Annotated in this window: 20 protein-coding genes and 1 pseudogene; 7 read left to right on the top strand and 14 right to left on the bottom strand. The window is 72.9% G+C overall.

Annotation, left to right across the window (positions count from 1 at the left end; genetic code table 11):
• Window positions 1–163 precede the first annotated feature (163 nt).
• The 4 genes from ACFY04_RS19135 to ACFY04_RS19120 form a co-directional block, all read right to left on the bottom strand.
• Window positions 164–1,945, bottom strand: coding sequence for an ABC transporter ATP-binding protein (locus ACFY04_RS19135; protein ID WP_389118101.1), 1,782 nt, complete (start codon window positions 1,943–1,945; stop codon window positions 164–166).
• The gene (locus tag ACFY04_RS19130; RefSeq protein ID WP_389118099.1) at window positions 1,942–3,837 is read right to left on the bottom strand and encodes an ABC transporter ATP-binding protein; all 1,896 of its coding nucleotides are present in this window, start codon (window positions 3,835–3,837) and stop codon (window positions 1,942–1,944) included. The genes ACFY04_RS19135 and ACFY04_RS19130 overlap by 4 nt, the downstream gene beginning before the upstream one ends.
• A gap of 160 nt (window positions 3,838–3,997) precedes the next feature.
• Window positions 3,998–6,934, bottom strand: a complete 2,937-nt coding sequence (locus ACFY04_RS19125; RefSeq protein ID WP_389118097.1) for an FAD-binding and (Fe-S)-binding domain-containing protein — start codon at window positions 6,932–6,934, stop codon at window positions 3,998–4,000.
• Between the two features lie 39 nt (window positions 6,935–6,973).
• A complete protein-coding gene (locus tag ACFY04_RS19120; protein ID WP_389118096.1) occupies window positions 6,974–7,432 on the bottom strand; it encodes a MarR family winged helix-turn-helix transcriptional regulator in 459 nt (152 codons plus the stop codon).
• Between the two features lie 132 nt (window positions 7,433–7,564).
• On the opposite strand from ACFY04_RS19120, the gene ACFY04_RS19115 reads away from it, so the two are divergent.
• From ACFY04_RS19115 to ACFY04_RS19105, 3 genes are all read left to right on the top strand, one after another.
• Window positions 7,565–9,427, top strand: coding sequence for an ABC transporter ATP-binding protein (locus ACFY04_RS19115; RefSeq protein ID WP_389118095.1), 1,863 nt, complete (start codon window positions 7,565–7,567; stop codon window positions 9,425–9,427).
• Window positions 9,428–9,490: 63 nt separating this feature from the next.
• Window positions 9,491–10,354: an endolytic transglycosylase MltG gene (gene mltG / locus ACFY04_RS19110; RefSeq protein WP_389118094.1), complete on the top strand. Its 864-nt coding sequence runs from the start codon at window positions 9,491–9,493 to the stop codon at window positions 10,352–10,354.
• A 69-nt stretch (window positions 10,355–10,423) separates the two neighbouring features.
• Window positions 10,424–11,368, top strand: a complete 945-nt coding sequence (locus ACFY04_RS19105; protein WP_389118092.1) for a hypothetical protein — start codon at window positions 10,424–10,426, stop codon at window positions 11,366–11,368.
• Window positions 11,369–11,383: 15 nt separating this feature from the next.
• Here the strand turns inward: ACFY04_RS19105 and ACFY04_RS19100 are convergent, their stop codons facing one another.
• From ACFY04_RS19100 to ACFY04_RS19070, 7 genes and pseudogenes are all read right to left on the bottom strand, one after another.
• Window positions 11,384–12,499 (bottom strand): FAD-dependent oxidoreductase, encoded by a 1,116-nt coding sequence (locus ACFY04_RS19100; RefSeq protein ID WP_389118091.1) that lies wholly within the window; start codon window positions 12,497–12,499, stop codon window positions 11,384–11,386.
• Between the two features lie 48 nt (window positions 12,500–12,547).
• A complete protein-coding gene (locus ACFY04_RS19095; protein WP_389118089.1) occupies window positions 12,548–13,642 on the bottom strand; it encodes an LLM class flavin-dependent oxidoreductase in 1,095 nt (364 codons plus the stop codon).
• Window positions 13,642–14,685 carry an ABC transporter substrate-binding protein gene (locus tag ACFY04_RS19090; protein WP_389118087.1) on the bottom strand — a complete coding sequence of 348 codons (1,044 nt, stop codon included), beginning with the start codon at window positions 14,683–14,685 and terminating at the stop codon, window positions 13,642–13,644. The genes ACFY04_RS19095 and ACFY04_RS19090 overlap by 1 nt, the downstream gene beginning before the upstream one ends.
• Window positions 14,686–14,722: 37 nt before the next feature.
• Complete coding sequence (locus ACFY04_RS19085) at window positions 14,723–15,448, bottom strand: ABC transporter ATP-binding protein (RefSeq protein ID WP_389118086.1); 726 nt, start codon at window positions 15,446–15,448, stop codon at window positions 14,723–14,725.
• Window positions 15,421–16,298: pseudogene (locus ACFY04_RS19080) on the bottom strand (ABC transporter permease). Before ACFY04_RS19080 ends, ACFY04_RS19085 begins: the two are co-directional and overlap by 28 nt.
• A 167-nt stretch (window positions 16,299–16,465) precedes the next feature.
• On the bottom strand, window positions 16,466–16,534 hold the full coding sequence (locus tag ACFY04_RS19075; RefSeq protein ID WP_351286961.1) for a putative leader peptide: 69 nt from the start codon (window positions 16,532–16,534) through the stop codon (window positions 16,466–16,468).
• A gap of 166 nt (window positions 16,535–16,700) precedes the next feature.
• A complete protein-coding gene (locus tag ACFY04_RS19070; RefSeq protein WP_389118085.1) occupies window positions 16,701–18,080 on the bottom strand; it encodes a cytochrome P450 in 1,380 nt (459 codons plus the stop codon).
• A 139-nt stretch (window positions 18,081–18,219) separates the two neighbouring features.
• Here ACFY04_RS19070 and ACFY04_RS19065 point away from each other — a divergent pair, with 139 nt between their 5' ends.
• Together ACFY04_RS19065 and ACFY04_RS19060 are read left to right on the top strand one after the other, a co-directional pair.
• Window positions 18,220–18,636, top strand: coding sequence for an SRPBCC family protein (locus ACFY04_RS19065; protein WP_389118084.1), 417 nt, complete (start codon window positions 18,220–18,222; stop codon window positions 18,634–18,636).
• On the top strand, window positions 18,636–19,064 hold the full coding sequence (locus ACFY04_RS19060) for a MarR family winged helix-turn-helix transcriptional regulator (RefSeq protein WP_389118083.1): 429 nt from the start codon (window positions 18,636–18,638) through the stop codon (window positions 19,062–19,064). Before ACFY04_RS19065 ends, ACFY04_RS19060 begins: the two co-directional genes overlap by 1 nt.
• A 62-nt stretch (window positions 19,065–19,126) precedes the next feature.
• Here the strand turns inward: ACFY04_RS19060 and ACFY04_RS19055 are convergent, their stop codons facing one another.
• From ACFY04_RS19055 to ACFY04_RS19045, 3 genes are read right to left on the bottom strand one after another with little or no spacing between them, the layout of a single operon-like run.
• Window positions 19,127–19,804, bottom strand: coding sequence for an HAD family hydrolase (locus ACFY04_RS19055; RefSeq protein ID WP_389118081.1), 678 nt, complete (start codon window positions 19,802–19,804; stop codon window positions 19,127–19,129).
• A gap of 45 nt (window positions 19,805–19,849) precedes the next feature.
• Window positions 19,850–20,329 carry an Lrp/AsnC family transcriptional regulator gene (locus ACFY04_RS19050; RefSeq protein WP_389118079.1) on the bottom strand — a complete coding sequence of 160 codons (480 nt, stop codon included), beginning with the start codon at window positions 20,327–20,329 and terminating at the stop codon, window positions 19,850–19,852.
• A 37-nt stretch (window positions 20,330–20,366) separates the two neighbouring features.
• Window positions 20,367–21,116 (bottom strand): YoaK family protein, encoded by a 750-nt coding sequence (locus tag ACFY04_RS19045; protein ID WP_389118078.1) that lies wholly within the window; start codon window positions 21,114–21,116, stop codon window positions 20,367–20,369.
• A gap of 70 nt (window positions 21,117–21,186) precedes the next feature.
• Here ACFY04_RS19045 and ACFY04_RS19040 point away from each other — a divergent pair, with 70 nt between their 5' ends.
• Window positions 21,187–21,780 (top strand): histidine phosphatase family protein, encoded by a 594-nt coding sequence (locus ACFY04_RS19040; protein WP_389118076.1) that lies wholly within the window; start codon window positions 21,187–21,189, stop codon window positions 21,778–21,780.
• Window positions 21,781–21,897: 117 nt separating this feature from the next.
• Complete coding sequence (locus tag ACFY04_RS19035; RefSeq protein ID WP_389118074.1) at window positions 21,898–23,430, top strand: APC family permease; 1,533 nt, start codon at window positions 21,898–21,900, stop codon at window positions 23,428–23,430.
• Window positions 23,431–23,437: the final 7 nt, after the last annotated feature.

Raw genomic sequence — 23,437 nt, 5'->3', positions numbered from 1 at the left:
TTTCACGTGCCGGGGCGGGGCCCCCCCCCCGGGGCCGGGGGGCCCCCCCCCCCCCGGGGGGGGGGTGGGGGGGCCCCCCCCCCCCGGCGGGCGGGGGGGGGGGGGGGGCCCCGGCCCCCCCCCCCCGCCCCTCGCCCGGTGCTCCCGGACACGCGCTCCCGGATCAGCCGTGCCAGGACCGCCACAGGGCCGCGTACGCCCCGTCGGCCGCGACCAGCTCGTCGTGCGAGCCGAGTTCGCTGATCCGGCCGCCCTCGACCACCGCGATCACGTCCGCGTCGTGCGCGGTGTGCAGCCGGTGGGCGATGGCGATGACCGTACGGCCGTCCAGCACCCGGGCCAGCGAGCGCTCCAAGTGCCGTGCCGCGCGCGGGTCCAGCAGCGAGGTCGCCTCGTCCAGCACCAGGGTGTGCGGGTCGGCCAGCACCAGCCGGGCGAGCGCGACCTGCTGCGCCTGCGCCGGGGTCAGCGCCGTGCTGCCGGAACCGACCTCGGTGTCCAGACCGGCCTCCATGGCCCGCGCCCAGCCGTCGGCGTCCACCGCCGCCAGCGCCGCCCACAACTCGGTGTCACCGGCGCCCGCCCGCGCGAGGAGGAGATTGTCCCGCAGCGTGCCCACGAACACGTGGTGCTCCTGGTTGACCAGGGCCACGTGCTCGCGCACGCGCTCCGCGGGCATCTGCGACAGCCGCGCCCCGCCGAGGGTGACCTCGCCGGTCCGGGGCGCGTAGATGCCCGCGAGCAGCCGTCCCAGGGTGGACTTGCCCGCCCCCGAGGGGCCGACCAGCGCCATCCGGGTGCCCGGCGGCACGGACATCGACACCTGGTGCAGGACGTCCACACCCTCCCGGTAGCCGAAGTGGACCTCCTGGGCCCGCACGTCCCTGCCTTCGGGCGCCACCTTCGCGTCCCCCGCGTCCGGTTCGATCTCCCGTACGCCCACCAGGCGGCCGAGCGAGACCTGGGCGACCTGCAACTCGTCGTACCAGCGCAGGATCAGACCGATCGGATCGACCAGCATCTGCGCCAGGAGCGCGCCCGTGGTCAGCTGCCCGACCGACATCCAGCCCCGCATCACGCAGTAGCCGCCGATCAGCAGCACCGAGCCGAGGATCGTCACGAAGGTGACATTGATGACGGGGAAGAGGACCGTCCGCAGGAACAGCGTGTACCGCTCCCATGCGACCCACTGCGAGATCCGCCGCTCCGACAGCGCGATCCGCTCCGGCCCGAGGCGGTGCGCCTCGACCGTGCGTCCCGCGTCCACCGTCTCGGTGAGCACGGCCGAGACCGCCGCGTAGCCGGCTGCCTCCGAGCGGTACGCCGACGGCGCCCGCCGGAAGTACCAGCGGCAGCCGATCACCAGAACCGGCAGCGCCACCAGCGCGGCCAGCGCCAGCGGCGGCGCGGTCACCGCGAGCGCCCCGAACAGCAGCCCCGCCCACACCACACCGATGGCCAGCTGCGGTACGGCCTCGCGCATGGCGTTCGCGAGCCGGTCGATGTCGGTGGTGATCCGCGACAGCAGATCACCGGTACCGGCCCGCTCCAGCACGCCCGGCGGCAGACCCACCGACCGCACCAGGAAGTCCTCGCGCAGATCGGCCAGCATCTCCTCGCCGAGCATCGCCCCGCGCAGCCGGACCAACCGGGTGAAGAACGTCTGGACCGCCAGCGCCAGCGCGAACAGCAGCGCCACACGCTCCAGATGCAGCTCGCGCGCCCCTGCCGAGAGGTCGTCCACGATCCGGCCCAGCAGGTACGGGCCGACCATGGAGGCGATCACCGCGGCCGCGTTCACGCCCACCAGCGCCACGAAGGCCCGCCGGTGGCGCCGGAACAGGCCGCGCACATAGCCCCGTACGGTCGCAGACGTGCCCACGGGCAGGGTCGCGGCCGACTCGGGGGCCGCCGGATCGTATTCCGGCGGCGCCACGCCGATCATGCGGATTCCTCGATCTCTGTGAGTGCTTCTTCCAGCTCTGTCAGTTCCAGCCCGCCGAGCCGCTGCTCCTCGTCGGTCTCGCGGGTGACGACCGCCCGGTAGCGCGGCTCGCGCTGCAGCAGCTCGCGGTGGGTACCGACGGCCGCCACGGTGCCGCCGTCGATGAGCACGACCCGGTCCGCGCGGTCCAGCAGCAGCGGCGAGGACGCCAGTACCACCGTGGTCCGCCCGGCGCGCAGGGCCGCGATCCCGTCCGCGATGCGCGCCTCGGTGTGCGAGTCGACCGCGGAGGTCGGCTCGTCGAGCACGAGCACCTCCGGGTCGGTGGCCAGGGACCGCGCCAGCGCGAGCCGCTGGCGCTGGCCGCCCGACAGGGACCGGCCGCGCTCGGTGATCCGGGCGTCCATCGGGTCCTCGACCCCGTCCGGCGCCGACTGCAGCAGCGCGTCCAGGACGTCCGCGCACTGGGCCGCGCCCAGAGCCGCACCGGACTCGACCGCTCCGGAGGCCGGTACGTCGAACAGCTCCCGCAGGGTCCCGGACAGCAGCACCGGATCCTTGTCCTGTACGAGGACCAGGGCGCGCGCGGTGTCCAGTTCGAGCTCGTCCAGCGCGACTCCGCCGAGGAGCACGGACGGCGCCCCGGCCGCGTCGGCCCCGGAACCGGCCTCCTCGTCGGCCCCCGCGTCGGCGCGGGTGTCCGACGCCGGAGCCTCGTCCATGGGGTGGCCGCCCAGGCGTTCGGCGAGCCGCCCGGCCAGGTCCGGGTCCCCGCACACGACGGCGGTGAACCGCCCCGCGGGGGCCAGCAGCCCGGTCCGCGGGTCGTACAGGTCTCCGCCCGCGGCCGGTGCCTTCACCGGCTCGGTGCGCGCGGGACGCGAGGCGGCGGCGTCCGTCCGGGTCAGTGACAGCACCCGGGCGGCCCGCTGGGCGGAGGGACGCGAGAAGGAGTACGCCATGGCGATCTCCTGGAAGTGCCGCAGCGGGTAGAGCAGGGTCGCCACCGCGCTGAACGCGGCGACGAGCTCACCGACCGCGATGTGCCCGTCCGAGACGAGCGTGGCGCCGTACCAGACCACCGTGATCATCAGCGCACCCGGGAGGACCACCTGGATCGCGGAGATCAGCGCCCACATCCGGGCGCTGCGCACGGCTGCCTTGCGGACTTCCTGCGAGGCCTCGCGGTAGCGGCCGAGGAACAGCTCCTCACCGCCGATTCCGCGCAGCACGCGCAGGCCCGCGACGGTGTCGGAGGCCAGCTCGGTGGCCTTGCCCGCCTTCTCCCGCTGGATGTCGGCGCGCTTGGTGGCGCGCGGCAGCAGCGGCAGCGAGGCCAGGGCGATCAGCGGCACGCCGATGGCCACGACCACGCCGAGCTCGGGGGAGTAGAACAGCAGGCCGATGCAGACGAGGACGACGGAGAAGACGGCCGCGAGGAAACGCGAGACCGCCTCGACGAACCATCCGATCTTCTCCACGTCGCCCGTGGACACCGAGACCACTTCACCCGCGGCGACCCGCCGGGTGAGGGCGGAGCCCAGCTCGGCCGTCTTGCGCGCCAGGAGCTGCTGCACCCGTGCCGCGGCGGTGATCCAGTTGGTGACGGCCGTGCGGTGGAGCATGGCGTCGCCGACCGAGATGGCGCCGCCGATGACCAGGAGCAGCGCGCCGACGGGCAGCAGTCCGTTCGGCTCACGGCCGACGACCGCGTCGACGCCGAAGCCGACGGCGTACGGCAGCGCGGCGACACCGGTGAAGTGCAGCATCCCCCAGCACAGGCTCTTGAGCTGTCCGCCGAGTTGACCGCGCCCCAGCCACAGCAGGAACCGGGGGCCGGAACGAGCGTCGGGTACCCCTGGATCCGGATACGGAAGATCGCTGATCTGCATGACGCCCCATGACTGGTCGAGTGGTTCAAACCGTGCAAGGTTCGCCTTCAGGACCAGCGGCGGGCAATCGATTTTACGCGGGACGCAGGCTGCGGCCAGCAGGTTTACGGCCGCGGGCGACGACGTGACGCCTGGTCAAGGGGGTCGCACGCCCCGGCGCTCACGGGCGGGTGGCGTGCTCCAGTTCGAGCAGCGCCGAATAGTAGCTCCGCCCCGTTGCCCGGTCCATGCCCACCTCGCACATCCGGTTCGCCGACAGGTGCGCGTCGAAGGCCCGCGCGGTCACCTCCGCCGCCTCGCGCGCCGTCGCCGCGGCCGTCAGTTCCGGGTGCAGCATTCCCCGGTCGCCCGCGAAGGCGCAGCAGCCCGCGTCGTCGGGGACCACCACCTCCTCGGCGCACGCCTCGGCGACCGCCCGCAGCCGGTCCTCGTCGCCCAAGTGCCGCATCGAGCAGGTGGGGTGGAGTACGGCCGATCCCACCCTGCGCCGGACCTCCAGACGCGGCAGCAGCTCCTCGGCGGCCCACACGATCGAGTCGAGGATCCGCAGCTCCGCGTGGAGGGCCCGGTTCTCCGGCGTCAGGTACGGGACCACCTCGCGCGCGATGCCCAGGGTGCAGGAGGAGGCGTCCACGACCAGCGGCAGCAGTCCGCCGGCCGTCCAGCCCCAGGCCGCCTCGACGATCCGGTTGGCCATCACCCGGGTGCCGGCCTCGTAGCCCTTGGAGTGCCAGATCGTCGCGCAGCAGGTGCCGCCGACGTCGCCGGGGATCCAGACGGGCCGCCCGGCCCGCTCCGACACGGCCACGACGGCCTGGGGCAGGGAGGGTCCGGGCCGGCCCTCCGGGCCGCCGAAGATCCGGTTGACGCAGGCCGGGTAGTACACGGCCGCGGCGCCCACCCGCCCGGTCGGCGGCAGTCGCCGAGCGGTGGCGCCGGGGATCTGCGGTAGCCACCGCGGAACCAGGTCCGGACGTACGGCCTTGCGCGCGGCCCCGGTGACCGCCCCCAGCAGCCGGTCGCGGGCCCCGGAGGGCATCCGGCCGGCGGCGGCCACCGTCAGCCGGGCGGCGGACTCGGCGGCCCCGAACCGCCGGGCGGCCAGCGCGGCGGCGGCCTCCTCGCGCGGGCCGTGCCAGCGGTGGCGGAAGTCCTTCATCAGTGCCCCGGTGTCGATGCCCACCGGGCAGGCGAGCTTGCAGGTGGAGTCGCCCGCGCAGGTGTCCACCGCGTCGTAGCCGTAGGCGGCGAGCAGGCCGTCCAGCACGGGGGAGCCGGGCTGCTGGCGCATCATCTCGCGGCGCAGCACGATCCGCTGGCGCGGAGTGGTCGTCAGGTCCCCGCTGGGGCAGGTCGGTTCGCAGAATCCGCACTCGATACAGGGGTCGACCACCGCCTCCACCTGCGGAATGGTCTTCAGGCCGCGCAGATGGGCCCGTGGGTCGCGGTCGAGGAGGATGCGCGGGGCGAGCACCCACTCCGGGTCGACGAGCCGCTTGGTGCGCCACATCAGGGCGGCGGCCACCGGGCCCCATTCCAGCTCCAGGAAGGGGGCCATGTTGCGGCCCGTGGAGTGCTCGGCCTTCAGGGAACCGTCGAACCGCTCCACGGTGAGCCGGCAGAAGGCCTCCATGAAGGCCCCGTACCGCTCGACGTCGGCGGGGTCGGCGGCATCGAAGGCGAGCATGAAGTGCAGGTTGCCGTGGGCCGCGTGACCGGCGACGGCCGCGTCGAAACCGTGCTCCGCCTGGAGCGCGAGGAGCGCCTCGCAAGCCTCGGCCAGCCGGGACGGCGGCACCGCGAAGTCCTCGGTGATCAAGGTGGTGCCCCGGGCGCGGGCCCCGCCGACGGCGGTGACGAAGGCCCTGCGGGCCTGCCAGTAGCCGCCCACGGTCCTCGGGTCGCTGGTGAAGGCGTTGGTGACCGACGCCGCCGGGGCGACCAGACCGAGGCCGTCGAGGATGCGGGCGGCCCGCTGCGCGCAGGCGTCCCGGCCGGCCTTGTCCGGAGCCCGGAACTCAACGAGCAGGGCCGTCGTCTCCCGGGGCAGGTCCGCCCAGTCGGCGGGCACCCCCGCGACGCTGACGGAGGCGCGCAGGGTGTTGCCGTCCATCAGCTCGACGGCGACGGCGCCCGCCTCGTTGAACAGCGGCACGGCCGCGGCCGCCGCGGGCAGCGAGGGAAAGAACAGCAGGGCGGAGCAGAGTTCGCGGTCCAGCGGGAGGGTGTCGAAGACAACCTCGGAGATGAAGCCGAGGGTGCCCTCCGAGCCGACCATGAGCCCCCGCAGGATCTCGACGGGGGTGGTGCCGTCCAGGTAGGCGTCGAGGCGGTACCCGGTGGTGTTCTTGATCTCGTACTTGGCGCGGATCCGGGCGACGAGCGCGGGATCGGCCTCGATCTCCCGCTTGATCTCCATCAGCCCGTGGCACAGGGCCGGTTCGGCGCGTGACAGCTCCTCGTCGGCCAGCGGGTCGGCGGTGTCCACGACGGTGCCGCCGGGCAGGACGAAGGTGAGGGAGGAGAGCGTGCGGTAGGAGTTGCGGGTGGTACCCGCCGTCATGCCGGACGCGTTGTTGGCGACGACCCCGCCGAGGGTGCAGGCGACGGCGCTGGCCGGGTCGGGGCCGAGGATCCGGCCGTGCCGGGCGAGGGCCGCGTTCGCCCGGGCCACGGTGGTGCCGGGCCGGATCCGGGCCCGCCGGCCCTCCTCCAGCACCTCGATCCCGGCCCAGTGGCGGCGTACGTCGACCAGGATGTCCTCGCCCTGGGCCTGGCCGTTGAGCGAGGTCCCGGCGGCGCGGAAGACGACCTCGCGCTGCCGGCCGTGGGCGTACGAGAGCACCGCCGAGACGTCGTCGATGTCCTCGGCGATCACCACGACCTGGGGAACGAAGCGGTAGGGGGAGGCGTCGGAGGCGTAGCGGACCAGGTCGGAGACCTTCCACAGCACCTTCTCGGGGCCGAGCAGCTCGGTCAGCTCGGTGCGCAGCGGCTCGGGCGTGCCGCCGGCCCGGTGCCCGGGGAGCCGGTCGGGGGCGGGGCCGCTGATGCTGCGGGGGCGCAGAGCCCCCGGCCTCGGTTCCAGCAGCGGCATCTGCGACCCCTCGCGTCCTCGAGGCCACGGGTGGCCTAGTCAGCAGGTGCGCTCCGCCGGGGCGTCCGACAGGGCGTTCAGCAGACCGCCGAGCACTTCGCGCTGGTCGGCGGTCAATGGAGCCAGGATCTCCTCCGCCGCGTCGGTTCGCGCGTTGCGCAGACGGCGCAGCGTGGCGCGGCCGGTGTCGGTGAGCTCGATCCGGATGACGCGGCGGTTCGCGGGGTCGGGCGCGCGCCGTACGCACTCGGCCGCCTCCAGGCCGTCCACGAGGGTGGTCACCGCGCGCGGCACGACTTCCAGGCGGGCGGCGAGATCCGCCATCCGGGGTGCCTGCTCGCCCTCGTAGTGCGAGACGAGGCGCAGCAAACGACTCTGGGCGGGAGTGATCCCGAGCGGCACCATGTGGCGCTTCTGGATCCGGTGCAGCCTGCGCGTCAGGCGCAGGAGCTGTTCGGCGAGGAGGCGATCGGTGTCGGAGGCGGAGGCGGAGCTCATGCGGGAACGATATCAGGATGCCGTTCATTGTGAGTATAGGTAACAATGACCTATGCTCCAATGAGCCCGACTTCGCCGAAGGGGACGTCGCGAAGACCTTGACCCTGACTCCTGACCCCCGAGAGGGTGCCCATGCCGCACGACGAACCGAAGTGGATCCCATCGAAAGACCCCCTCGACCCCGCCCGTCCCGCCCCGGCGGAGCAGCCGCGTGAGCTGCGCCGCATCGTGGGGCTGTTCCGGCCCTACCGTGGCCGGCTCGCCGTCGTCGGCCTGCTGGTCGGCGCCTCCTCGCTGGTCGGCGTCGCCTCGCCTTTCATGCTCCGGGAGATACTCGACGTCGCGATCCCGCAGGGCCGCACCGGGCTGCTCAGCCTGCTCGCGCTCGGCATGATCCTCACCGCCGTCGTCACCAGCGTCTTCGGCGTGCTCCAGACCCTGATCTCCACCACCGTCGGCCAGCGCGTCATGCACGACCTGCGCGCCGCCGTATACGCGCAGCTCCAGCGGATGCCGCTGGCCTTCTTCACCCGGACCCGCACCGGAGAGGTGCAGTCCCGCATCGCCAACGACATCGGCGGTATGCAGGCGACCGTCACCTCCACCGCGACCTCGCTCGTTTCGAACCTGACGGCCGTGATCGCCTCCGTGGTCGCCATGCTCGCGCTCGACTGGCGGCTCACCCTCGTCTCGCTCCTCCTGCTCCCCGTCTTCGTGTGGATCAGCCGGCGGGTCGGCCGGGAGCGCAAGAAGATCACCATGAAGCGGCAGAAGCAGATGGCCGCCATGGCCGCGACGGTCACCGAGTCGCTCTCGGTGAGCGGCATTCTGCTCGGCCGCACCATGGGCCGCTCCGAGTCCCTCACCTCCGCCTTCTCCGCCGAGTCCGAGAAGCTCGTCGGCCTGGAGGTGCGCTCCAGCATGGCCGGGCGCTGGCGGATGTCCACCATCGGCATCGTTATGGCCGCGATGCCCGCCCTCATCTACTGGGCGGCCGGCATAGCCCTCCAGACGGGCGCCCCCTCGCTCTCCGTCGGCACCCTCGTCGCCTTCGTCACGCTCCAGCAGGGCCTGTTCCGGCCCGCCGTGAGCCTGCTGTCGACCGGCGTGCAGATACAGACCTCGCTCGCGCTGTTCGCCCGCATCTTCGAGTACCTCGACCTGCCGGTGGACATCACCGAGCGCGCGGACGCGGTGCGGCTGGACCGGGCCAAGGGCGAGGTCACCCTGGAGGACGTGCACTTCACGTACGACACCAAGAACGGTCCGACCCTCTCGGGGATCGACATCACCGTTCCGGCCGGTGGCTCCCTGGCCGTCGTCGGTCCGACCGGCTCCGGCAAGAGCACGCTCAGCTATCTGGTGCCCCGGCTCTACGACGTCACCGGCGGACGCGTCGCCCTCGACGGGGTGGACGTGCGCGACCTCGACTTCGACTCGCTGGCCCGCTCGATCGGCGTGGTCTCCCAGGAGACCTACCTCTTCCACGCCTCGGTCGCCGACAACCTGCGCTTCGCCAAACCGGACGCCACCGACGAGGAGATCGCCGAGGCGGCCCGCGCGGCCCAGATCCACGACCACATCGCCTCCCTGCCCGACGGGTACGACACCCTGGTCGGCGAGCGCGGCTACCGGTTCTCCGGTGGTGAGAAGCAGCGTCTGGCCATCGCCCGCACCATCCTGCGGGACCCGCCGGTGCTGATCCTCGACGAGGCCACCAGCGCCCTGGACACCCGTACCGAGCACGCCGTCCAGCGGGCCATCGACAATCTCTCCGCGGGTCGTACGACCATCACCATCGCGCACCGCCTCTCCACCGTCCGCGACGCCGACCAGATCGTGGTCCTGGACTCCGGGCGCATCGCCGAGCGCGGCACCCATGAGGAGCTGCTGAAGGCGGACGGCCGGTACGCGGCCCTGGTCCGCCGGGACCGGGACGCCGCGCTGGCGCCCGAGCCGCCCGAGGGCGTCCAGCTGGCTCCGGTAAATGTGTGACCGTATGACCGGCACACGGGCCGGGTGCCGGAAATGCCACGAATCGCGGGTTAGCGTTCCCGTATGCGCCATGAGTACCGGCCGCCGCAGCGCCGTTCCCGGCTGACCCGCCGGGGCCGGCTGGCGCTCTTCCTCGGCACACTGTTCGCCCTCGGCGCGGCAGTCCTGATCCCGATACTGCGCGGTGGCGAAGTGCCGGAGACGCCACGCCGGCTGCTGATCCCCGAGGGCTGGCGGGCCCCGCAGGTGTACGCCGCGGTCGACCGCGAGCTGAAGCTCCCGCCGGGCTCCACGAAGGCGGCGGTGGCCACCGCCGGGCTGGCCCTGCCCGCGGAGGCCAAGGGCAATCCGGAGGGCTACCTCTTCCCGGCGACGTACCCGGTGACCTCGAAGTCCACCCCGGCCACCCTCCTCACGCACATGGTGCGGACGGCGAACCAGAAGCTCGCCACCCAGGCCGTCGCCGACGGCGGCAAGGCCCACGGGATGACCCCGTACCAGACGGCCACCCTGGCCAGCATCATCGAGGCCGAGGCCGAGGGCCGCCCCGACATGGGCAAGGTCGCACGGGTGGTGCACAACCGGCTGGCGAAGTCGATGCCGCTCCAGATGGACTCCACCATCAACTACGCGCTGAACCGCAGCACCGTGGACACCAAGCTCGGCGACACCCGGATCGACAGCCCCTTCAACACCTACGTACGCCAGGGACTGCCACCCACGCCGATCGACAGCCCGGGACTGGAGGCGATGGCGGCCGCGGTCGCCCCGACGCCCGGCGACTGGCTGTTCTTCGTCACCGTCAAGCCGGGCGACACCCGCTTCTCGGCGACGTACGAGGAACACCGGAAGCACGTCGCGGAGTTCAACCGGATCCGCGCGGGCGCCGGCTCCCGCACAGGTCAGGCCGGTCCCGCCGGGAAATGAGGGGCGGTGGACCTCGCGACGGATCTACCATCGGCGGCCTGCCGAGTGCGTGGACCGAGGGGGCGAACCGTGCAATGGCCATGGAGAGCGAAGACGAAGACGAAGACTGAGGCGAAGGCCGAAGAGGGCGCGGAAGCGATCGACGGGCCGGCCTTCGACGCGGAGTCGATGGGCAAGCGCATCCAGGCGCGCAGGGACGCGGACGCGAGGGCCGCTGCGGCCGCCGAGCAGGCAGGGTACGAGCGGATGGTCGGACGCTGGGGCAGCAGAGTGGTCGAGTGGCGAGGCTGGCTGGCCCGTTCCCCCGTCGGAGTGGACCTGCTGCACTGGTGGTACGACGAGGCGGAACTGACCGCCCTGGTCGGTGAGGAACGGTACGTGGAACGCCTGGGAGAGCTGCTCTCGCAGGCATCGGCGCGCGACATCGCGGCGATGGGGCTCGGCTGCACCCGGCGTGTCGACCGGGCCTGCCGCTTCGCCGAGACCTGCAGCCAGGATCCCGTCGTACCGCCGGGCGGGAAACTCGCGAGCTATCGGCACGGGGGGATACCCGGGGCGTGCAGCGGCTTCATCGACTGCTGGTCCAAGCACGAGATCGACGTGACCTTCACCGACGGCGACGACCACCGGTCGGTGCTCCTGTTCCGCGACCATCCGGGCAAGGCCCGGCTCTGGGTGGACGGCGTGCGCGTGGGTGAGGACGAATGGCTGGACAAGGGCGGCATCTGGGTGGGGGAGCGCTTCTTCACCATCCAGATCGAGGGCCCGAAGGACCACCCGGAGCAGGGGCCCGGCGACATCGGCCGCCAGCTCTACAACATCGTGTCGCTTCTCATCCACGACGCGGGGCGGGGCACCACGCGCATCCTCGTCCCGGAAGCCACCGAGAGCTGGACCGATCCCGCTCTGGACGTGCGGGACGGGACGGGCCGGGTGTACCCGACCTGGGAGGCCCGCACGGCCGGCGGCACCCCGGACCGGATCATCCCCCTCGACGAACCGGACGCCGGCTGAGGGGCGCCGACGGGCTCAGGCCGCGGGGGCCGGGACCGGGACCGGGGCGCCGGCCCGTTCGCGGGTCAGGAGCCGGCGGATCTCGCGGACCGCGGCACCGCCCGCGCGGTTGGCGCCGATGGTCGACGCCGACGGGCCGTAGCCCACCAGGTGGATCCGCTCGTTGCGCACGGCCCGGGTCCCCTCGACCCGGATGCCTCCGCCCGGCTCGCGCAGGCGCAGCGGGGCGAGGTGGTCGACGGCCGCCCGGAAGCCGGTGGCCCACAGGATCACATCGGCGTCCACATGGCTCCCGTCGGCCCAGACGGCGCCCGTGGCGGTGATCCGGTCGAAGACGGGCCGCCGGGCCAGCACGCCCGAGGCCAGACCGGCCCGGACGGCGTCGTTCAGCGGGAGTCCCGTCACGCTGACCACGCTCTGCGGCGGCAGTCCCCGGCGCACGCGCTCGTTCACCAGGGCCACCGCGGCCCGGCCCTCGGCCTCGCCGAAGCTCCTGTCGCGGAAGACCGGGGGCCGCCGGGTCACCCAGGTGGTCCCCGCCGCCACCTCCGCGATCTCCAGCAGGTGCTGCACCGCCGAGGTGCCGCCGCCGACGACGATCACCCGCGCCCCCGCGAACTCCTGCGGCCCCGGATAGTTCGCGGTGTGCAGCTGCCGGCCGCGGAAGGCCTCCTGGCCCGGGTAGCGCGGCCAGAACGGCCGGTCCCAGGTGCCGGTGGCGTTGACCAGGGCCCGGGCCGACCAGATGCCGGCCGAGGTCTCCACGCGCAGCCGCCCCGCGTCCCCTTCGCGTACGGCGGACACGTCCACGGGTCGGCGTACGCACAGGTCGAAGCGGTCCTCGTAGGCGGCGAAGTACTCCCCGATGACCTGCGACGACGGCCGCAGAGGGTCGGCGCCCGTCAGCTCCATGCCCGGCAGGGCGTGCATGCCGTGGACCTTGCCGTACGTGAGCGAGGGCCAGCGGAACTGCCAGGCGCCGCCCGGGCGGGGCGCGTGGTCGAGGACCACGTGGCCGAGCCCCGCACGCGTCAGGTGGTAGGCGCTGGACAGGCCTGCCTGCCCGGCGCCGATGACCACCACGTCCACGTCGACCGGCCCGTCGACCGGTACGTCCACGCCCCGCGTCATGTTGTTCACGGTTCTACCAACTCGCGGCGGGCGCCGGATCTTCCCCGGCTACGGCGCCAGCAGGCCGCGCGCGGCCAGCTCCGGGGTCACCCCCTCGCCGAACCAGTACGCCTCCTCCAGGTGCGGGTAGCCCGACAGGACGAAGTTCTCGATCCCGAGCGCGTGGTACTCCTCGATCCGGTCCGCCACATCGCCGTGACTGCCGACCAGGGCCGTACCGGCACCGCCGCGGACCAGCCCGACCCCCGCCCACAGGTTCGGCGAGATCTCCAGCCCGTCCCGGGAGCCGCCGTGCAGAGCCAGCATCCGCTGCTGGCCCACCGACTCGCTCGTGCCCAGCAGGGACTGCGCGCGGGCGATGTCCGCGTCCGACAGGTCCCCGAGCAAGCGGTCCGCCGCGCCCCAGGCCTCCTTCGCCGAGTCGCGCGAGATGGTGTGCAGCCGGATGCCGAACCGGACCGTCCGCCCCCGCCCCTCCGCCAGCGAGCGGATCCAGTCGATCTTCTCTTTCACCTGCTGCGGCGGCTCGCCCCAGGTCAGGTACACATCGGCGTGCTCGGCTGCGACCGGCCCGGCCGCCGCCGAGGATCCGCCGAAGAAGATCTCCGGCAGCGGGTCCGGCGGCAGCGCGGTGAGCCCGCCGTCGATCCGGTAGTGCTCGCCCTGGAAGTCGTACGGCTCCCCGCGCCAGGCGCCGCGTACGACGGACAGGAACTCGGCGGTGCGCTCGTAGCGCCGGTCGTGGTCGAGGTGGTCGCCGAACCGCCGCTGCTCGGCCGAGTCGCCGCCCGTCACCACATTGAGCAGCAGCCGGCCGCGGGTGATCCGCTGGTAGGTCGCGGCCATCTGGGCGGCGAGCGTCGGCGAGATCACCCCGGGCCGGAAGGCCACCAGGAACTTCAGCCGCTCGGTGTGCTGCGAGAGCGCCACCGTCGTCAGCCAGGCGTCCTCGCACCAGGTGCCCGTCGGGGTCAGCACCGCCTCGAAGCCGAGCTGTTCGGCGGCCTTGGCGATCTGCGCGAGGTACTCGATGTCGGGCTCGCGCACCCCGGGTGCGGCAGTGTTGTGCGCGTAGGCGTGCCGGTCGACCAGGGTGCGGCCGTCGCCGCCGGTGGGCAGGAACCAGTGCAGGCGGACGGTCATCAGGAGTCCTTCCCGTACGTACGCGGGGCGGTGGTGGACGGCGGCAGGCCGCCGTTGAAGCGGGGGTCGACGAAGTCCTTGAAGGCGACCTTGCCCGGGATCAGCTTCAGGTCGGTGAAGGTGTCGGCGATCTTCTGCTCGGAGGCCACGGCCGCGTCGTCGACGGCGACCGGCACGCGGGTGCCGTTGCTGCGCCGGACCGCGTCGAGGGCGACCTCGTACGGCAGCCCCGCCTCCTTCGCCCAGACCTCGGCCCACTCCTCCGGGTGCTTGAACACCCAGTCCTGGGCGCGCTGCAGCCGCTTCAGGTAGTCGCCGACGGCCTTGCTCTTGCCCGCGTCCTCCAGGGCGGCCGGCGCCGCGACCTGGAAGCCGAGCCCGTTGACGAGCCCCTCGCCGGAGGTCAGGACCCGGGCTCCGGTGCGCAGCACCTGGGAGGTGTACGGGTCCCAGACCGCCCACGCGTCGACCGAGCCGCTGTTGAAGGCGGCCAGCGCGTCGGCCGGCTGGAGGAATCCGATCGTCACGTCGGCCGGCTTCAGGCCGGCCTGCTCCAGGCTCGCGATGAGCTGGAAGTGGGCCGAACTGCCCTGCGCCACCGCGATCTTCTTGCCGCGCAGATCGGCTGCGGACCGGAGCGCGGACCCCTTCGGCACGAGGATCGCCTCGCCGGCCGAGGAGCCGTGCGTGGCGGCCACCACGGTGATCTTCGACTTGGCGGCCGCGGCGAACACGGGCGGGGTGTTGCCCACGCCGCCGATGTCCACGGCCTTGGCGTTGACGGCCTCCAGCAGCGGCGGACCGGAGGTGAAGGTGGACCACTTGATGGTGTAGTCGAGGTTCTCCAGTTCCCCGGCGGCCTTCAGCAGCGACTCGTTGCCGCCCTTCTGGTCCCCGACGCTGAGCGTGACCCTGGCACCGCTCCCGGCTCCGCCCTCGGCGGTCGCCGCGCCGCTGTCGGCGGCGGAGCTGCCGCCGCAGGCGGTCAGGGCCAGGGACAGCGGGATCAGGGTGGCGAGCAGGGGCAGGGAATGGCGTCTCATGTCGTATCTCTTCGTTCTCTTGACGGGTGAAAGGTCTTCAGAAGACGCCGAGTTCGGCGAGCAGCCGGGTGCGGAGCGCCGCGAACCCCGGGTCGCCGACCGTGCGCGGCCGCTCCAGCGGAACCTGGGTGTCGTGGGCGATCCGCCCCTCGCTCATCACCAGGATCCGGTCGGCCAGCAGCACCGCCTCGTCGACGTCGTGCGTCACCAGCAGCACCGCGCAGCCGCGCCGCTGCCACAGCCTGGCCACCAGCTCCTGGGCCTTGATCCGGGTCAGCGCGTCCAAGGCGCCGAACGGCTCGTCCAGCAGCAGCAGATCCGGTTCGCGCACCAACGCCCGGGCCAGGGAGGCCCGCTGGGCCTCACCGCCGGACAGGGTCTTGGGCCAGGCGTCCGTACGGTGCTCCAGCCCGACCTCGGCCAGCGCCCGCTCGGCCCGCTCACGCTCGGGCCGGCCCGGCAGCCCGAGCAGGACGTTGCGCCAGACCCGCTTCCAGGGCATCAGCCGCGGCGCCTGGAAGGCCACCGCCCGCCGCTCCGGTACGAGCACCTCGCCCTCGATCTCCCGGTCCAGGCCCGCCAGGATCCGCAGCAGGGTGGACTTGCCGCAGCCGCTGCGCCCGAGGAGGACGGTGAACTCCCCTGCGCGCAGTGTCAGATCGAGCCCGTCGATGACGGCCCGCCCGTCGAAGGACCGGGTCAGCCCGGTGACCTCGACGGCAGCGGCGGTGGTGGCTACTGCCCCGTGAACGTCGGTCGCCATTGCAGCAGCAGCCTTTCGAGAGTACGGACGACGAGGTCGGCGGTCAGGCCGAGGAAGGCGTAGACGACGAGGCAGACGACGATCACGTCGGTACGGAAGAACTCGCGCGCCTGGTTCATCAGGAAGCCGATCCCGGCGTCCGCGTTGATGGACTCCCCGAAGACCAGGGCCAGCCAGGCGGTCGCGAGCGAGTACCGCAGACCGGTCATGAAGCCGGGGAGCGCACCGGGCAGCACGACGTGCCGCACCAGACCCCACCGCCCGAGCCCCAGCGCCCCGCCCGCCTCGATCAGTTGCTCGTCCACCCGCGGATCCCGGCGTACACGTTCAGGTACAGGTGGAAGGCGGTCCCGAGTGCGATCAGGGCGACCTTCGGCGCCTCGCCGATGCCCATCCAGATGATGAACAGCGGGATGAGACCCACCCAGGGCACCGTGCGGAGCATCTGCACGCTCGCGTCGATCAGGTCCTCGCCGAGCCGCGACAGCCCGGACAGCAGCGCGAGCACCGTGCCCGCCGTACCGCCGATCACCAGCCCGATCGCGACGCGCTGCAGGGACACGGCCATCGCCCCGGGCAGCGTGCCGTCCCCGATCAGATCCGCCCCGGCGGACGCGATGGTGGACGGCGGTGCGAGCGTATCGGCCGGCAACCACCCCAGTGTGCTGGCCAGTTGCCACAGCGCGAGCAGCAGCAGCGGGCCCGCGGTCCGGCGGATCCAGCGGGGTACGGGGCGACGCCGCGCGGAGGTCGCCACGACGGCCACGAGCTCGGGGGCGGCGGGCCGTGCGGAGGCCGGCGCGGAGGTCGGCGTGGGCGACAGGTCCGGCGGGGCATGGCTGATGCTGATGCTCATGGAGGCTCCACGAAAGGAGGGCGGCGAGGCAGGCGGCAGCGCGCACACCGACCGCCCTCGACCGGCACGGCCGGACGGGGCCGGGCGGGGGAGGGGTTCAGAAGTGTGCGGGCACGCCGGGGAAGAGCGCGGAGCGCTCGTGACAGATCAGGAAAAGGGCGTCAGCAGCCGCGGCGACACGCGGCGGAGGCCACCCGCAGCAGGTCGATGTGACCGCGCGTGGTGAGCATGGCTGAACGCAACATGCGGCGAAACCTAGCCACCTGGCCGGGGCGGGGTCAACGGCGTCTCGCCCACTGGACCTGCCGTCTCGAAGACCGGGAACACGGAACACACAACACGCCACACGTCACACGGAACACACCACACGGAACACACCACGCGGAAGACCGGGTCTCAGCGGGCGCCCCCGTCGTGCGGGCCGGCGGCGCGCAGGGTCGCCAGGACCGGTCCGGTCGGCTGCAGGGTGAGCCCCGGGAAGACCCCGGCCCGTCCGCTCCCGCTGTCCAGGTGGAACCGCTGTGCCAGCACGGCGAGTACGAGCGCTGCCTCCACCAGTGCGAACCGCGCTCCCAGGCAGGCCCGCGGGCCGCCGCCGAAGGGGAACCAGGCGTGTTCGGGCACCGGATGCGGGGCGTCCGCGTCCCACCGCTCGGGGCGGAAGGCCTCCGGGTCCGGGAACCACCGGGCATCGCGGTGCATCGACCAGGGACTGGTCCATACCGAGGTCCCGGCCGGTACCGCGCGCCCGCCCAGCGTCGCCCCCTCCGTGGCGACCGCCGAGATCAGCCAGATCGGCGGATAGATGCGCAGGGCCTCCTTGACCACCTGCCGGGTCCAGGGCAGCCGCGCGTAGTCGGCGTAGGCCGGCAGCCGTGCGCCGAGCACCCGGTCCAGCTCCTCCGTCAGCCGGGCCCGCGCCGTCGGCGCCCCCGACAGGAGCTGCCAGGCCCAGGTCAGGGTGGTCGAGGTGGTCTCGTGGCCGCCGATGTAGAGGGTGATCGACTCGTCCCGCAGCTCCTTGCGGGAGAGCGGCCCCCCGGTTTCGTCGCGGGCAGCGAGCAGCCGGCTCAGCAGGTCGTCCCGTTCCGCGCCGGCGCTCGATGCCGCCTCGTGCTCCCGTATGACGTGCGCGATCTCCCGGTCGAGCACCGCCACGGCCTCCCGCATCCGGCGCCGTCCGGGAGTGCGGACCCAGGGCGGCAGGAACAGCGTCAGCCCGCGGAACTCCGCCCCCAGTTCCCGCTGGGCGGTGGCCATGGCCGCACTGATGGGCGCCTCCCGGCCGGCGGCGTCGCTCCCGAACAGCGTGCGCACCGCGATCCGCTGGGTGAGCCCGGCCATCTCCCGGTGCACGTCGATCCGTTGGCCCGCACGCCAGCCGCCCGCCAGGGCGTCCGCGCACTCCACCATCGTGGCGGCGTACGAACGCACCTGGCGCGGCCGGACGGCGGGCTGCACCAGCGCCCGTTTGCGGCGCCAGTCGTCCCCGGTGGCGACGACCACCCCGTTGCCCAGCAACTGGCGGAAGGCCCAGCCCAGTTCCGTCGGCCGGAAGGTGGACTCGACGGCCGCGAGCAGTTCGCCGGCGTGCTCGGGCCGGGAGACCAGGATGTTGCGCTGCGGGCCGAGCGCCCAGGGCACCCAGTCCCCGTAGTCGTCGCGCAGGGACTCGAAGAAGGCCAGGGGATCACGGGCGAAGGCGGGCAGGTTGCCGAGCAGCGGCCATCGGCGCGGTCCGCCGCTCCGGGTGCCCGGGGTCAGGGTCGCGGTCACGCAGGCATGGTGACAGCCGCCCCCGCAGGCCGCCAGAGAGCGGACAGGGTCTCCTCGGCCGGGTCCGGGCCCGCGCCGTTGACGAATAGTCTGCGCGCAGATAATCTATGGATAGACGATCTAGCCGGGGAGACCACCCATGTGGGAGTACGAGCACAGCATCGAGACCGCCGCCGCACCCGAGGCGATCTGGCGGCTCTGGGCGGACGTGGAGAACTGGGGCGCCTGGAACGCCGAGATCGAGAAGATCGAGATCGGCGGCCCGTTCTCGGCCGGTACGGAGATCACGATGACGCCGCCCGGGGACGACCCGATCCTGCTGCGCATCGCCGAGGCGGTCGAAGGTGAACGGTTCGTCGACGAGGCGCGCTTCGGTGACATCCTGCTGCGGACCACCCACCGGATCGACCCGATCGGCCAGGACCGGATCCGGGTGGTGTACCGGATGGAGATCACCGGCAGCGGCGCCGACGAGGTCGGCCCGCAGATCGGCCCGGGCATCACCGCCGACTGGCCCGACACGATGGCTTCGCTGGCCGAGCTGGCGCTTCGCTGATGCCCCTCAGCCCCGGCGAGAGCCCCGGATTCCTGCTGTGGCACGCCACCCTGCGCTGGCAGCGCGACATCGCCACGGCCCTGGCCCCGCTCGACCTCACCCACGTGCAGTTCGTGCTGCTCGCCTGCACCTGGTGGCTCAACAGCCAGGGCGGGCACCCCAATCAGCTGGCCGTCGCCCGCCAGGCCGGTACCGACGTCAAGATGACCTCCCAGGTCCTGCGCACCCTGGAACACAAAGGGCTCGTCGAGCGTGAGGTCGACCCGGCCGACACCCGCGCCAAACGGCTGCGCGTCACCGACGCCGGCGCCGAGCTGGCCCCACGGGCGATCGCCGCCGTCGAGCAGGCCGACGCGCAGTTCTTCCGGCCGGTGCCCCTCGCCGACGCGGTGGCCCTGCTCGGCCGCCTGGCCCGTCCCGAAAGCTGAGATCCGCCCGCCGGGCCCGTGCGACAGCACCCGCGAGCGGATCCGTCCACCCGGGGGAGGGGCTACGCGGGCCGGCGTGCGGCCAGCCATTCGTACACCGCGTCCGCGCTGAACTCCGGATGGCCGCCCGGGAAGAGGAGCCCGGCGGACGCGAAGGCCGGGTCCCCCGCGATGTCCGGGGTGTACGGGACCGCCACGCAGGCCATGCCCGCGGCGTGCGCGGCCCGCGCCCCGGGCGCCGCGTCCTCGACGACCACGCAGTCGGCGGGCTCGGCGCCCAGCCGGCGGGCCGCTTCCAGGAACACGTCCGGAGCGGGCTTGCCGTGCGCGACCTCCTCGGCGGAGACCACCGTCGTCAGCAGCGCGTCCAGCCCGGTGCCCGCCAGCACCGCGTCGATCGCCTCCAGCGAGGAGCCGGAGGCCACCGCCATCGCCACGCCCTCGCTGTGCAGCCGCTCGACGAGCCCCCGCATTCGCGGGAAGACCTCGGTCCGGGTGCGGGCCAGCTCCAGGTAGGCGGCGTTCTGCTCGGCGAGCAGCTGCTCGACCGGTGCCCGGATCCCGTACCGGTTCCGCAGGATCTCCAAGGTCTCCCGCGTACCGATGCCGATGAAGCGGGAGTGCTGCTCCCACGTGAAATCGGGGACCCCGTGCCGCTCCAGGGTGCGGCGCCCGGACTCGTAGTAGTTCGGCTCGCTGTCCACGAGGGTGCCGTCGAGATCGAATATGACGGAAATCATCCGTGGCGCCCGTCCGGCCGGTCGTGTCCTGTCTCGACAATCCTGTCAGGTTTTGTTGGCATTTCTGCCCACGGATTCGACCAGCGGCAGCAGCCGGTGCGGAACCCGCTCGCGCAGCGCCACCTCCGTACGGGTGCGGACCACGCCCGGGAGCTGGATCAGCCGCTGGATCACGTCCTCCAGGTGCCCGTTGTCCCGGGCCGCCACCCGGGTCAGCAGGTCCCCGCCGCCGGTGATCGAGAAGGCCTCGATGATCTCGGGCACGGCGGCCAGCGCGTCCCCCACCTCGTCCAGATGCCCCTGGGTGACCTCGATGTGCACGAAGGCCAGCACCGGATGGCCCAGCGCGGCGGGGGAGAGCACCGGCCCGGTTCCGGTGATCACGCCCGTGCGTTCCAGCCGGTCCAGCCGTGCCTGCAGGGTGCCGCGCGCCACGCCGAGGATCCGGGCGTACTCGCGGACACTGGTGCGCGGCTGCTCGATCAGCAGACGCAGGATTCTGGTGTCGAGCTCGTCCACCGCCACGCCACGACTGTACCAATGGCCCCGTTCACCCCGATGGTTACCGGCCAGGTGCCAGGTCGGTGTGCAGCCCGGGCTGGCTCCGGTAGAGCAGGCCCACGACGAGCACCGTCGCGCCGGCCGGCAGCAGCAGCCAGCCCACGGTCCAGCCGGCCCGCAGCAGCAGCGCCCCGAGGAACCCGCCGGCGAACATGGCCAGGACGGAGAGACCACGCAGCCGCCAGCCGGCCGTCCCGAACCCGTAGGTGTTCTCCCGCCCCATGGCCGAAGCGCCCAGGAAGGCGGTCATGGACCGGGTGACCAGCGTCGTCGGCACGCCGGGCACGTTCGCCCGCATGATCGTGGTGTTGCGCAGCCCCATCGCCAGCGCCAGGACCGCCATCGCCGCCAGATGCCGCAGGGCCGGGGATCCGTACTGCGCGGCCAGCCCCCAGCCGATCCCCGCGGCGGTCAGGATCAGCCCCGCCTCGGCGATGAGGCCGATGACGAACCAGCGCCTCCCACGGACCTCGGTCACGGACTCCAGATGCGACCCGCACACCACCCCGACGACGAACGCGGCCAACGAGACCCCGGGCGCGAGCGTCTCCAGTCGCCCCGCCCCGGCCGCCCCGAAGGCCACGAACAGCACATTGCCCGTCTGCATCGCCGTGAAGGCCGGCCCGAGCGCCAGCAGGCTCACCGCTTCCACCAGCCCGGTCACCCCGGTCAGTACGACCATCAGCGCGGGCATGTGCGGGGGGAGCAGCGGCGAACCGGCCGTCCGCCCGGCCTCCCGGTTCTCGTCCATGACGCCCGACAGTGACACGCCCGCCCGGGTGCTCCGGCGCCGACATGCCGGAAGGCATAGGGTCCCAAGGATGAGTGACCTGTTGCTGGTGAGGCACGGCGAGACCGCCTGGAGCGCGAACGGGCGCCACACGGGACGCACCGACCTTCCGCTGACCGCGCGCGGGGTCGAGGAGGCCATCTCGCTGGCCCCCTTCTTCCGGGACCGGCAGCCGGCCCTCGTACTGACCAGCCCGCTGCGCCGGGCCGTCACCACCGCCGAGCTCGCCGGACTCACCGGCGGGGAGGCCGACCCCGACCTGTACGAATGGGACTACGGCGGCTACGAGGGAATCACCACCGCGGAGATCCAGAAGACCACCCCGGACTGGTCCCTGTGGACGCACGGCGTTCCGCCCGGCGACGCCGAGCACCCCGGCGAGAGCGCCGCCCAGGTGGGCGCCCGCGCCGACCGGGCCCTGGCCCGCGTCGCCCCCGTGCTCCGCGCGGACGGCGGCAACGTGGTGCTCGTCGCCCACGGCCACTTCCTGCGCGTCCTCACCGCCCGCTACCTGCGGCTGGAGCCCGAGCACGGCCGGCTGTTCCTGCTGCGCACCGGCACCGTCAGCGTGCTCTCCACGGAGCACGGACTCCCCGTGATCGCCGGCTGGAACACCCGCCCCTGACCGAAGCTCCGGCCGGGGCCCCAGCCCCGGATCCGACCCCGGCCCGGGCCCCGGACCCGGCCCCGACCGCGGCCGCCTCGCCTCGCGCGGCGGTGCCGTCTGCGTGACCATGCGTACATGGGTCACGACTCGTACACGGACGACGGCAGTGCGGGCGCCGGACCGGAGGGCTTGGACGCGAGGCTCAAGGCCAACGCGATCGGGTTCCTCGACGCGCTCGTCATCGGCCTGAACTCGACCTCGCCCGCCTACTCCCTGGCCGCCGTCCTCGGGCCGATCGTGGCGCTGGCCGGCATCTACGCGCCCGGCGTGATGCTCGCCTCCTTCGTCCCGATGCTGCTCATCGCCGCCGCCTTCTACTACCTCAACAAGGTCGACCAGGACTGCGGGACGACCTTCTCGTGGGTCACCCGGGCCATGGGCCCGTGGGCCGGATGGCTCGGTGGCTGGGCCATCGCCATGACCGGCGTCCTCGTCATCGGCTCGCTCGCGGACGTCGCCGTGAACTTCGGCCTGCTCGCCTTCGGACTCGACAGCTGGGCCGCCAACGCCTGGATCCGGCAGGGCCTCACCGTCGCGGTGATCCTCGCCATGACCGGTATCTGCGTCATCGGCACCGAGCTCTCGGCACACCTCCAGGACATCCTCATCCTCGCCCAGGTCTTCTTCCTGCTGGCGTTCGCCGTGGTCGCCATCTACCGCGTCTACGCCGACACCAGCACCCTGGACTCGATCGAGCCGTCCCTCAGCTGGCTCAACCCCTTCGGCGCCGGCGGTGCCGCCCTCACCGGCGGGCTGCTGCTCGGCGTGTTCATGTACTGGGGCTGGGAGTCCGCGGTCAACCTCACCGAGGAGGTGGAGAACTCCGCCACCGCGCCCGGCAGGGCGGGCATCTGGTCGACCGTGATCCTCCTGGTCACCTACCTGTCCGTGGGCTTCGCGGTCGTCGCCTACGCGGGCACCGTCTACCTCGCCGAGAACGCGGCCGAGGAGGAGGCCATCTTCGCGGTCCTCGCCCACGAGGTCATGGGCGGCTGGGACTGGGTGGTGCTCCTCGCCGTCTGCACCTCGGCGCTCGCCTCCACCCAGACCACGATCATCCCCGCCTCCCGCACCGCCCTGTCCATGGCCCGCCGGCACGCGCTGCCGCACCGGCTCGCGCACATCCACCCGCGGTTCCGCACCCCGGACGTGAGCACGTGGTGGGTGGCCGGCATCGCCATCGGCTGGTACCTCGTCGTCAACCAGATCAGCGAGAACGCGCTCCTGGACTCGCTCACCGCGCTCTCCCTGCTCATCGCCTTCTACTACGCGCTCACCGGCCTGGCCTGCGCCATCTACTACCGCCGTCACCTCTTCGAGAACCTGCACAACTTCCTGCTGATCGGACTCGGCCCGGTGATCGGTGCCGGGATGCTGACCTGGCTGCTGGTGGAGTCGATCGGCGACATGTCCAACCCGGAGAACTCCGCCAGCGGGGTCTCCTGGTTCGGGCTCGGTCCGCCGCTGGTCATCGGCCTCGGCATCGCGCTCGTGGGCGTGGCCGTCATGTGCTTCTGGCGAGTGCGGGACGGCAGGTTCTGGCAGGAGCGCCGCGGCGTCGTCGACCCGGAACTCGTCCATGCCGGGAAGCACCGGTCCACCTCCTAGGGAGCCC

The organism is Streptomyces sp. NPDC001549, assembly GCF_042894025.1.
GTDB classification, from domain to species: domain Bacteria; phylum Actinomycetota; class Actinomycetes; order Streptomycetales; family Streptomycetaceae; genus Streptomyces; species Streptomyces kutzneri.
The sequence above is the reverse complement of the archived record's forward strand: the minus strand, read 5'-3'. Positions and strand labels throughout refer to the sequence as shown.

What these genes read in the sequence shown, in the direction of transcription:
- ACFY04_RS19090 (WP_389118087.1), bottom strand. Translation starts at nt 14,685, where the DNA reads ATGAGACGCCATTCCCTGCCCCTGCTCGCCACCCTGATCCCGCTGTCC.
- ACFY04_RS19095 (WP_389118089.1), bottom strand. Translation starts at nt 13,642, where the DNA reads ATGACCGTCCGCCTGCACTGGTTCCTGCCCACCGGCGGCGACGGCCGC.
- ACFY04_RS19120 (WP_389118096.1), bottom strand. Translation starts at nt 7,432, where the DNA reads ATGAGCTCCGCCTCCGCCTCCGACACCGATCGCCTCCTCGCCGAACAG.
- mltG (WP_389118094.1), top strand. Translation starts at nt 9,491, where the DNA reads ATGCGCCATGAGTACCGGCCGCCGCAGCGCCGTTCCCGGCTGACCCGC.
- ACFY04_RS19045 (WP_389118078.1), bottom strand. Translation starts at nt 21,116, where the DNA reads ATGGACGAGAACCGGGAGGCCGGGCGGACGGCCGGTTCGCCGCTGCTC.
- ACFY04_RS19060 (WP_389118083.1), top strand. Translation starts at nt 18,636, where the DNA reads ATGCCCCTCAGCCCCGGCGAGAGCCCCGGATTCCTGCTGTGGCACGCC.
- ACFY04_RS19130 (WP_389118099.1), bottom strand. Translation starts at nt 3,837, where the DNA reads ATGCAGATCAGCGATCTTCCGTATCCGGATCCAGGGGTACCCGACGCT.
- ACFY04_RS19040 (WP_389118076.1), top strand. Translation starts at nt 21,187, where the DNA reads ATGAGTGACCTGTTGCTGGTGAGGCACGGCGAGACCGCCTGGAGCGCG.
- ACFY04_RS19055 (WP_389118081.1), bottom strand. Translation starts at nt 19,804, where the DNA reads ATGATTTCCGTCATATTCGATCTCGACGGCACCCTCGTGGACAGCGAG.
- ACFY04_RS19100 (WP_389118091.1), bottom strand. Translation starts at nt 12,499, where the DNA reads ATGACGCGGGGCGTGGACGTACCGGTCGACGGGCCGGTCGACGTGGAC.
- ACFY04_RS19135 (WP_389118101.1), bottom strand. Translation starts at nt 1,945, where the DNA reads ATGATCGGCGTGGCGCCGCCGGAATACGATCCGGCGGCCCCCGAGTCG.
- ACFY04_RS19065 (WP_389118084.1), top strand. Translation starts at nt 18,220, where the DNA reads ATGTGGGAGTACGAGCACAGCATCGAGACCGCCGCCGCACCCGAGGCG.
- ACFY04_RS19085 (WP_389118086.1), bottom strand. Translation starts at nt 15,448, where the DNA reads ATGGCGACCGACGTTCACGGGGCAGTAGCCACCACCGCCGCTGCCGTC.
- ACFY04_RS19125 (WP_389118097.1), bottom strand. Translation starts at nt 6,934, where the DNA reads ATGCCGCTGCTGGAACCGAGGCCGGGGGCTCTGCGCCCCCGCAGCATC.
- ACFY04_RS19035 (WP_389118074.1), top strand. Translation starts at nt 21,898, where the DNA reads ATGGGTCACGACTCGTACACGGACGACGGCAGTGCGGGCGCCGGACCG.
- ACFY04_RS19115 (WP_389118095.1), top strand. Translation starts at nt 7,565, where the DNA reads ATGCCGCACGACGAACCGAAGTGGATCCCATCGAAAGACCCCCTCGAC.